Origin of the sequence: Ruminococcus sp. AF17-22AC, assembly GCF_003460065.1 — a bacterium.
Lineage (GTDB): Bacteria > Bacillota > Clostridia > Lachnospirales > Lachnospiraceae > Blautia_A.
On sequence record NZ_QRXT01000014.1, the window covers coordinates 71,050 to 80,614 of the forward strand.

10 protein-coding genes and 1 pseudogene are annotated in these 9,565 nt (G+C 43.1%); 1 reads left to right on the plus strand and 10 read right to left on the minus strand.

Annotated elements, in window-relative coordinates; all coding sequences use genetic code 11:
* Nucleotides 1–73: 73 nt before the first annotated feature.
* The 8 genes from DWW86_RS15340 to DWW86_RS15375 form a co-directional block, all read right to left on the minus strand.
* Entirely contained in the window at nt 74–1,033 is a 960-nt protein-coding gene (locus DWW86_RS15340; RefSeq protein WP_172678591.1) for an amidoligase family protein, read from the minus strand.
* Nucleotides 1,030–2,373 carry a DNA (cytosine-5-)-methyltransferase gene (gene dcm / locus DWW86_RS15345; RefSeq protein WP_055155766.1) on the minus strand — a complete coding sequence of 448 codons (1,344 nt, stop codon included), beginning with the start codon at nt 2,371–2,373 and terminating at the stop codon, nt 1,030–1,032. Before dcm ends, DWW86_RS15340 begins: the two co-directional genes overlap by 4 nt.
* 33 nt (nt 2,374–2,406) lie before the next feature.
* Nucleotides 2,407–2,979, minus strand: a complete 573-nt coding sequence (locus DWW86_RS15350; RefSeq protein WP_055155765.1) for a hypothetical protein — start codon at nt 2,977–2,979, stop codon at nt 2,407–2,409.
* 218 nt (nt 2,980–3,197) lie between these two features.
* A complete protein-coding gene (locus DWW86_RS15355; RefSeq protein ID WP_055155764.1) occupies nt 3,198–3,491 on the minus strand; it encodes a hypothetical protein in 294 nt (97 codons plus the stop codon).
* Entirely contained in the window at nt 3,479–4,387 is a 909-nt protein-coding gene (locus DWW86_RS15360; RefSeq protein WP_158293346.1) for a ParM/StbA family protein, read from the minus strand. Before DWW86_RS15360 ends, DWW86_RS15355 begins: the two co-directional genes overlap by 13 nt.
* 257 nt (nt 4,388–4,644) lie before the next feature.
* Nucleotides 4,645–5,424, minus strand: coding sequence for a hypothetical protein (locus DWW86_RS15365; RefSeq protein ID WP_117802441.1), 780 nt, complete (start codon nt 5,422–5,424; stop codon nt 4,645–4,647).
* A gap of 13 nt (nt 5,425–5,437) precedes the next feature.
* On the minus strand, nt 5,438–6,208 hold the full coding sequence (locus tag DWW86_RS15370) for a phospholipase D-like domain-containing protein (RefSeq protein WP_015513364.1): 771 nt from the start codon (nt 6,206–6,208) through the stop codon (nt 5,438–5,440).
* A 118-nt stretch (nt 6,209–6,326) separates the two neighbouring features.
* The gene (locus tag DWW86_RS15375) at nt 6,327–6,677 is read right to left on the minus strand and encodes a hypothetical protein (protein ID WP_117802442.1); all 351 of its coding nucleotides are present in this window, start codon (nt 6,675–6,677) and stop codon (nt 6,327–6,329) included.
* A gap of 132 nt (nt 6,678–6,809) precedes the next feature.
* Here DWW86_RS15375 and DWW86_RS15380 point away from each other — a divergent pair, with 132 nt between their 5' ends.
* Entirely contained in the window at nt 6,810–7,061 is a 252-nt protein-coding gene (locus DWW86_RS15380; RefSeq protein ID WP_015513363.1) for a helix-turn-helix domain-containing protein, read from the plus strand.
* 52 nt (nt 7,062–7,113) lie between these two features.
* On the opposite strand, the gene DWW86_RS15385 is transcribed toward DWW86_RS15380, so the two are convergent.
* Nucleotides 7,114–7,722, minus strand: coding sequence for a DUF6664 family protein (locus tag DWW86_RS15385; protein ID WP_117802443.1), 609 nt, complete (start codon nt 7,720–7,722; stop codon nt 7,114–7,116).
* Nucleotides 7,723–8,017: 295 nt separating this feature from the next.
* A pseudogene (locus tag DWW86_RS15390) lies at nt 8,018–9,499 on the minus strand (ABC transporter ATP-binding protein); the annotation flags it as partial.
* Nucleotides 9,500–9,565 lie beyond the last annotated feature (66 nt).

The following is a 9,565-nucleotide window of genomic DNA, read 5'->3' on the forward strand; positions in this document are numbered from 1 at the left end:
TTTCTTATTTTTCTTCATTTCTCATAAGAACAGCCGGATGTTCCCACCCGGCCTGTCTGTTCTCGTTATTCTGTTATCTTGCGTCCTCTGTCCGTCCTGGCTTCTGCAGACAGGCATATGTGCTTTTGTCATACCGCCATGCTTTATCGCCGTCGAGGTTAGCAAGCAGATGCTTCCGCACATTTTTGTATTCGTCCCCGATTAGTCCGAGACGGAGCAAAAAGGTACGGAATGTAAATGCCGGGTTATCCCCGATCTCCGTCTTTTTGGCATGGGTACAGGACTGGTTGACCGCCTGTGCGGATATGGCAAGTGCCAGCGTAATGTTTGACCGGACTTTTCCTGCATGGAGGGTGCTTTCAAAACAACGCCATTCCAGTGTTCCCTTGGAAAAAACAGCATGTAGGTTTAAGGCATAATACCTTGTCCAGTTGTAATGCTCGGAGCTTCCGTCATTTCCCTCATACCATGCCCTTTTGAATTTTTCCATCGTGATGGTGCTGTTTGGCATCCGGCGGATCTTCTCCACTACCATAGGACGGACTTTCTGACAATACTCATCTTCCCTTCTCGTCTGTACATTTAAGGCTTTGAACAGAATATCCTCTTTGCAGTACATGATCGTCAGTGCATTTTTCAGACTCCTTGGTGTATGATTGGATGCGTCCACATGGACATGCATGCCACAGGATGAATTGACAAAAGCACCTGCGTTTTTGACACACCGCACCACTTCCTGGAGTTTCCCCATTTCCGAATATTCCAATTTCGGGGATACCATTTCTGTCGAATAATCTCCATCGGCATCTATTACAGTACCATTTGCCAGCCTTTCACAGTCGATACTGCTGTCCCTTGAAAATTTCCACGTTTTTCCATCTGAATCTTTTACACACCAGGAATCGTAAGAACGGATATGATATGGCTCTGTTCCGAACATTCTTCCAATCGCAACAGCCGCATCATAGCGGCTGATACCTGTCATCTCAATCTCTGTACCAAAATACTGGTCTTTTAGGTCGATCTGCTTCACCCACCCTTCGCTTCTGGAACAGGTGAGCCGCTTTGGATCTCTTCATCTACTGCTTTCAAATTCCTGCCTATTGCTTCAATGACATTGACAGTGACACCATTACCGGCCTGCTTGTAAAGCTGGTTATCCGATGTTTCTTTTTCCATCTTGGAAATCTGACCATCCCGGTATCCCTGCAGCCGCAGACACTCCCTTGGCGTCAGCCTGCGGATTCTGCCGTGGTAAATCACTCCATGACGGTCAGTTGCCGTAATGGTGAACATTGGCTCTTCCGGTTCTTTCATCCTTCTTCCATTCTGGCGGACTTTTTCCCTGGCCGGTGTCAGCACTGCCCTTGGCGGTTCTTCCACCAGCACCCCGGAACTTTCGCCCCTGTGGTTATGGATGCTGGAATCCTGTCTGGTATTCAGACATCTTGCAACGTCTGTCACCAGCGGCGGAGGGGAGATATCTACAAAATGCAGTGTTCCCTGCTGGTTTCCGGTCGTCAGGGTATGGGCGATCTCATGCCCGACTCTTCCCCTGCGGCTGTTGATTCCCGGATATCCGAGATCGATGCTGTCCCCCTCGTAGGCCATCTTGTATCCTTTTCGGGTGTTTTCCTTGATTGGGATACCGACTTCGTATAATCCGGTCTTGCCGCCCATACCACCAGCCCCGCTGGTCAGCGTGCAGCTCAGTCCTTCTTCTGCGTAGACTCTTTCTCCCTGTTTGCCAGCATGGACTTGTATAAGAGCTGTTCCATTTGCTTTTGGGAAAGGTAATATTTTTCCGGCACATCTTCCATCAAGATATCCGACAATATACACCCGCTTCCTTGACTGGGGGACTCCGAAATCCTTGCTGTTAAGCACTTTCCATTCGACATGATACCCCAGTTCAGATAGCGTACTGAGGATGGTGTGAAACGTCCGCCCTTTGTCATGCGAAAGCAGACCGGGTACGTTTTCAAGGAGAAAATACGCAGGTCGTTTGTCTGCAACCAGTCTGGCAACTTCAAAGAAAAGGGTTCCTCTTGCATCGGCAAATCCTTCCCTTCGTCCAGCGATTGAGAATGCCTGGCAAGGAAATCCCGCACATAAAAGATCAAAGTCCGGCATTCGTTCTGTTTCAATATTTCTTGCGTCATTGCAGAACCACTCTCCTTCCGTATCAAACAGCACCCGGTAGTTGTGGTCTGCATATGCATCTGCTTCACAGTGTCCGACACAGGTGAAGCCCCCTGCCCTGTGCAGCCCTTCTCGGAATCCTCCGATTCCACTGAACAGGTCAAAAAATCGAATTGTTCCGGCTATCAGCCTCCCTTCGCTGTGAAAAAAACAGTGCAGATTTCTCTGCACCGTTTCCGTCTCTTGGTTTCTGTTTTGTGATGTCTATTCTTCTGATTCCGCTTCCTCTGGCTCAGATTCTTCTGCTTCTTCGGTTTCCAGTTCTGTTGGCTCTGCTTCCGCTGGCTCTTCGTTTTCTGGCTCTGTCGGCTCTTCATCTGCTTCAGCTTCGTCCGGTTCTGTCATTTCTCCGTCTGTTTCAGCTTCCAGTGCTTCTGTCTCAGGCTCTTCTGCTTCAGGTTCTGCTGACTCTTCATCCGGTTCTGATTTCGCAGTCTCAGGATCTTCCATTTCTGTTTCTTCGGCTTCCTCTGACTCTGCTTTCCATTTGGCTTCTTCTTTTTCGATTGCATCTTCGATAAGCCCGATTAAGAAGTCTTTCTGTTTCATGCCATTCCTGGCGAGGACTGCTTTCAGTCTGGAAAATAAATCCTCGGTTACCTGTACTGCTACTGTTCTTAAATCTGCCATGTTCGTCTTTTCTCCTTTTCTTGTCATGTGTTCTTCGATTACCATTTCAAGGTATTTTGGTATGCTGATTCCTAACTCTTCGACTTCCAGTTTTAGCTTTTCATGCAGCTCTACCGGAATTTTTCCGCATATGTTTTTCATCTCCATTGTGTTCGTTCTCCTTTCTTTTTTCTACATACAACATACCCTAAAACATGACAGAAAGCTATTCACAATACCCAACGAATATGAGGCTCTCAAAAGCTCCCAAAGGATGCAGATCCAATAACATTCAATAGGCATCACCCCTTTCAAAAATCCGTGATTTATACTAATTTGACTGCTTGAAATTTGGCTATTTTATCACCAGGAAAGACTTGACTTTTTCAGAATGCATCCTCAAGCCCGGAGAGAAAATCCAGCATCTGGGACGGGATTTCTTCCTTTTTTGAAACCCTCTCCCCGGAGCCAGAAATGGAAACACCTGCCAGTTCTTCCCGGATTGCCTGCCGGATGCTTTTCTCCAGCTGGTTGTTTTCCTGATCTTTTAAAATCACCTGAACCAGATAGCTGCTCTTCTGTCCATCTGGAACACTTTGCAGGATCTCCCATGCCTTTTTGTGATCTGGGTTATCAAGGTTCAGGCGGAACGAGAAAACGGGTCTCTTTACTTCGCGCACATCTGCCCCACAATCCGCTCATAGCCGGAAGCATTGGCGTGTATGTCTGTCAGGTAAATCTGCCGACACAGCCTGTCCTGCGGTGTCACGTGCCGTTTCAGAATGCTGGCTCCACCGCCCATGATCACGGACGGAATTGCCTTCAGATCGAACCCGGCTTCCATAATTGCAGACAGTATTTTCTCCGTGTAGAGTCTTCCCTGCCGGACAATGATTTCTTTTGCGGCCGGGTCCATGCTGCAGCTCTGGCCGTTCAGAACACGTTCGATCTGAATATCCGTTACAGACAGTCCGGTATTTCTGCGTACCTGCTCGGTGATCTCATCCACACACCGGATCACACCAAGTTCCAGGCTGCGGCAGGTAGCGGCATTTGGAACACTGTTGTCCAGCCGCATCAGGTCTACGGTCCAGCCACCGATATCTGCGAGAAGAACAGAAGGCTCATCCCGAACACATTCCGGGTGAAGAGCCAGGGCAGAGTATCCCTGTGGGAACAGTTTTACATCCTGAATCCGGATCTCATAGCTCTCATCCTCGTACCGGAAACGCAGAGGCTGCTCTTTCCGAAACAGATATTCCCGGAAACCTTTTTTCTCCCTGCCAAAACTTGCCAGTGGGAGGCCGGCTGCCAGAACCACATCTGTTTTCCTCTCTCCCCGGCGATAGCGGATTTCCTGAGCAATAGCTGCCATTGTCAAAAGATAATAATTGTCATTGGAAGTCTTGCTTCTCACCAGCGTCTGCCGCCCGGTTCCACACACATAAAATTTCCCATTGTACTGCAGGACATTCTGCATGGTGTACGGCTCGTAATCATACCCGGTCAATCCTGTCGGGAAGCACACATGGGGAGTTTTGATGGCATAATATCCATGGTCAATTCCTATAATGATAAGTCACCACATCCTTTCTGGTTTTCTTTGTTCTTTTCCAGCAGGTGGTCTTTCGGTCTGGAAAAAGAGAAAAAGGGCAGAACCCCGAAGAGCCCTGCCCGTAATAAAAAATACAGTTATGTATATTTACAAACAAATATGCATAACTGTATGCTATCACTTTTAATTAATTTATAACTTGGATTCTCTATTTCTGTTCTTGTAGCACATAAATACTGCTTTAAAATGTTCCTACTAGCTGCCTATGTTACTATTCTTTATTTCACCAATTCATGAATAGCTTTTACCATTGTAAGTCCATAATCAACAAGGAATTTTTTTTGTTCTTCGGAGTATGTCTTTCTTTCCTCTATTGCTTCATCTGTGCAATGTCTAAAGCACTGCATTTTCTTTCTATAATTCTTTACTATCGTATCGTCAATGAAGCCACAACATACATCTTCATATTCTGGTGTGATAAATTTTCCATCTTGTTTCAACAGGTTTTCAATAAGGTTTGCAATCTCAGCAATTTTTTCATCTATATGCATACTATTGAAAGATGCCTGTCTAGTAGAAATTTCAATAAATTTCTGATTTATAGAATCGTTCACTTCAATATTACAAGACTTTTGCTCAAATGTCAGATCTGCTACAAAGGTTCTTCTAGTCGCATAACGAACAGTTCCATTATCATCTCCACCTAGAGCAATAATTCGATTTCTAATATCTCTATATGTAAAGTCTGTTGGATCAACAGGGGGTCTTGCTAGTATTCTAGGAAACTCTTTTATCTCATAACCGAGCATATGTAGATAATATGTTATTAGATAAAACCAACATTTATTTTCACCTGAAAAATCAACATCTGGCTGACACAGTTCTTTAAATTTCGTTATTGCTTCTTCAACATCATAAATCTCAAATTGATAATTCTGAGTTTCTTCTTCACCATAAAAAATATTATATGTATAATTTACCTTTTTAACAGATTCCAGAAAACGATAATGGTATTCGGATTCCTTTATATTTTGAAAATAAAATTCTTTTAAATCCATGAACATACTCCATTCAAAAATCAAGCCACAACATCGACAATTCAGCATCTCTTCTCATTTTCACAAATTCTTCTGCAAATGTTTTTGCTGTTTCTCTATTATGATCTACATCCCAATGTTCCTTATTATAGTTTGCAGCGTTTGTCCAATTGAAAGTACCGTGCATTGCAACTTCTAAATCGATCACACAAAACTTCCTATGCATTATATTTTTGTACCGCTCTGACATCACATCCACCCGATAAACCTCAAAGTGATCTTCCAAAGTGAACGAAGGTTTCTCCTTATTAACACGATTATTATCAATAATAATTTTTACATCTAACCCTTCATTTCTTTTTTTCAATAATTCATCAAATATTTTTTTATTGGTGAACCATGCCATTGCTATCCAAATTGAGAACTTTGCTTCTCGAATTTCATCAATTATCCGATTTTGTATATCATCAAAAAGTATCTCTTGGCTTACTTCTTCTGGTGCAATATTAAGTATTCCGGGTTTTAATACCAATCCGCTATACTCATTATAATCGTTTGGTTCATAAACCTGTTTGCACAAATCATCAACAAAATCTTCATGTTCTTTCAAGACAATTAATTTATCTGGAACAACGCTAATAATAATATACTCTTGACGATGATCAGGCAAATGATATGTAAAAGCCCATTCCTTTTGAAATGAAACAGAAGCAACTTTAAGCGCCTCCACCACCTCATCTTTATGCTCATAATCACTCATCTTTGCTGTTGCTATCAATAAATCCTTATACTGCTGTTCTGTCATAACATCCCCCTATAGCTTTATATATATCGCAATGCTATGAGCAATTTCTTTATCACTACTCATTATTGTGTCATTTCCTAACAAAATTCGATTTCTACCACTAATGATATCATATTTTTTATTTATAATCTAGGTCTTGTATCCACTCTCCGATCTCTTTTGGTGTGCTTTTGCAAAAATCCTGAATCCACATCTCATGGAGTTTAACTTCTGATTCTGTACTATCTATGTTTCCAACACGCCCACCTGTTTCCTGAAGTGCTTCCAGGCAATCCCATTCCTTTTGGAAGTCCCCAGCAAATTCCATCCATACTTTTATATGATATTCCTTAAAACCTAAATGGTAAATCAAGTAGGTCAACCTGTCAAAATCAGCTAACGGCATTTTTTCTTTTTTCAGCAATAACCTTTTATCATGCTCGCTGCATAAATATAAAAATGCAAGCTGTTCTATTTTTGCCTGCTCCATATATTTCTCCCTTCTCTTCTGTCCTTGTCTCACTTTTACAACCGATTCTACCTTGTCCAATCGTTAAAATCAATACAGATGGTGCAAAAAGTGAGACAAACCATCTGTTTACCAGAGAGGAAGAGATTTAAGATGCCAAAGCCAAGGACACAGTCTGGTGAGAAGAATCTGATTAGCCAGCGATTGATTGAACTTCGCAAGACCCACAATATGTCTCAGCGTGATCTTGCCTATAAACTCCAGTTAGCTGGTTACGATATGGATAAAAATGTAATCACCAGAATCGAAACAAACAAGCGTTATGTCACTGATCTTGAATTAAAAGCCATTGCTGAAATCTTTCAGGTTTCATACATATTTCTCATTGATGGCAAAGATGAATAGAAGTGACAAATGGGGAAGTGTCTTTCGTGCTTCCCCATTTTATCCGTCTCTTTTACAGATTCAGTAATTCCAGGATTTTCTGCATACCAGCCTGATACAAGGATTCCGCATATAGAATCCATCTCTCATTTACTTTCGTAACGTATGCATCTATCATTTTTCGTTTTTCTTTTTCAAGTCCCATTGCCTGAACCTGATCTTCATATTTTGATATTTTTTCGAGCATTTTCTGGTACACTGCATTTTCTTTCAGTTCATTTTCTACCTCATCAATCCAGGTATCCATTAGCAGTTCCAGTAATTTCTTTGTATCACTTTCGTCCTTTCCTGACACTGCTTTTTTGATTTTTCCAAGCATGGCACCATACGAAATCATCTGTGCCTGTCCCATATAGAAATGATATTCTTCTTCTATCATTTCCTTTCCGTTCTCCAGTTGGAAATATTGGTGCAGTGCCTGATGTTCGTCTGCTGTCAGACTGATTGACTGAGCCGCTTCCATAAATGTTTCTATCACTGGATACTTCTCTATAAGTTCCAGTATTTTCTTTTGCAGTCTCTGATATTCCGCATTATGCTTTTTCAGATAGATACATACCTGTTCTCCTATCCGTATCCCCAGACATTGCTCGTTCCAGATGATATCTGGCTGTACTGACATATCGTTTTCTCCTTTCTGTATCGTTTCCCTGTTCCAAGCACAAGACTATACCACACTTCTGGAAGAAAGCTATTCAGCAGATCTACTGAAATGACCTGGTCAATACTGTGCAATCTGTTCTTTCTCTATAATAAAAAACGGCATGGAAGAATCCTATTCTTTCATACCTACTACCTGCTTCTATATTCAACTAGATACACATTCTTTTCCATTATCTGTGTATCATGTACCTATTTTCCTCTAAGAGTAAACTGGATACACTCTATACACGCCTACCATCTATACCTCATTTTACATCCAAAAGAATGATCGGCGCATTTTTCAGAAATGCACGGGCAATAGAGATACGCTGGCGCTCTCCGCCGGATAGTTCACAGCCATTTTCTCCGATATTGGTATGCCATCCATCCGGCAGTTTTTTGGCAAATTCATCCACATTGGCAAGTTTCGCAGCCGCAATGACCTGTTCATCTGTGGCGTCTTTGTTTCCGATTCGGATATTCTCCAGAATCGTATTGTCAAACAGTGTGACATCCTGGAATACGATGGAATACAGAGAAAGCAGTGTTTCCGGGTCTATTCGGGATACATCCATGCCTCCCACGGTAATCTTTCCTCTGTTAATATCCCAGAATCTTGCAGCCAGCCGGGATACGGTTGTTTTCCCGCCGCCAGATGGGCCGACCAAAGCCGTAACCTCTCCCTGTTTTGCCGTAAAGGAAACATCTTTCAATACTGTTTCTCCGGTATTGTAGGCAAACCCAACATGGTCAAAGACAATATCATACCCCTGATTGGAAAGCCTGTCACTGCCTTGCTGGATCGGATGATCGAGAATCTCATTCATTCGGGCAATGTTGGTTCGTGTACTGATGACTGCCGCAAGATTCTGGAGCGCGCCCTGCAGAGGGTCATATAAACGGGATACTACCAGAAGGAACATAAAGAATGTAAGCACGGAGAGGCTTCCTTGCATGAGTAGAACAGCTCCCACCAGCGCAACCGTTGCAATACCAAGCTTCAGCACCAGTGACGCGGAAACCACAAAAGCAGCAAGACCAAATTCATTGAGGATGGAACGATGCTCCACAGCACGGATCTTCTTTTCCAGCCCTTTTAAATATGCCTGCTCCGCATTGTTCGCTTTCAGATCACGAACTGTTTCAATACACTCCTGTATCCCGTCTGCGCAGACCATCTTCACATCCATCGCTTTCTGATTCAGATTTTCCTGAATCTTTGCAGAAAATCCCACAATCGCAAAAGCAACCGGCAGAACCCATAAGGCAGCCAGCGCCATTCTCCAGTCCGTAAAGAGCAGACCGATAGAAATCAGAACCGTAGAAATGATCGAACCCGCAAGCTCAGGGATAAAATGTGAAAAACTCTGTTCCAGGAAGGTACAGTCCGCCATAATGGTACTGGTAAGATCGGCTAAATCCTTTTTTCCGAAAAAAGAAAGAGGGATTTTGCGCAGATGCTCTGCCAGGGTAATGCGGCGGACACCGCTTTCTTTGTAAGTTGCAAAATAGGTCGCATTGTATTGAAAGAAAGTGGTCAGCAGAATCAAGCCGATACACACCACGCAGCCTGCCACATAAAATGGAATTTTCCCACCGGGAACACCCCCGTTCATCAAATCGCTGACCAGGTAATATAAAAGTCCTACCGGGAACACAAAAGACAGATTCTGAAGGACACAGGCCAGGCAGCCTTTGATCAGGTCTTTTGCTCCCTGTTCAGACAGGGCATATTTTTTCTGCAGTTTTTTGATCATATCACTGCACGTATAATCCAGTTATCCTCTTATGAGGTTAATGGATTATTCTCCTTTCTCCCATTT

Bases quoted from the DNA above. Each gene is read 5' to 3' on its own strand.
- DWW86_RS15350 (WP_055155765.1), bottom strand. From the start codon at position 2,979: ATGGAGATGAAAAACATATGCGGAAAAATTCCGGTAGAGCTGCATGAA.
- DWW86_RS15365 (WP_117802441.1), bottom strand. From the start codon at position 5,424: ATGGATTTAAAAGAATTTTATTTTCAAAATATAAAGGAATCCGAATAC.
- DWW86_RS15385 (WP_117802443.1), bottom strand. From the start codon at position 7,722: ATGTCAGTACAGCCAGATATCATCTGGAACGAGCAATGTCTGGGGATA.
- DWW86_RS15370 (WP_015513364.1), bottom strand. From the start codon at position 6,208: ATGACAGAACAGCAGTATAAGGATTTATTGATAGCAACAGCAAAGATG.
- DWW86_RS15375 (WP_117802442.1), bottom strand. From the start codon at position 6,677: ATGGAGCAGGCAAAAATAGAACAGCTTGCATTTTTATATTTATGCAGC.
- DWW86_RS15380 (WP_015513363.1), top strand. From the start codon at position 6,810: ATGCCAAAGCCAAGGACACAGTCTGGTGAGAAGAATCTGATTAGCCAG.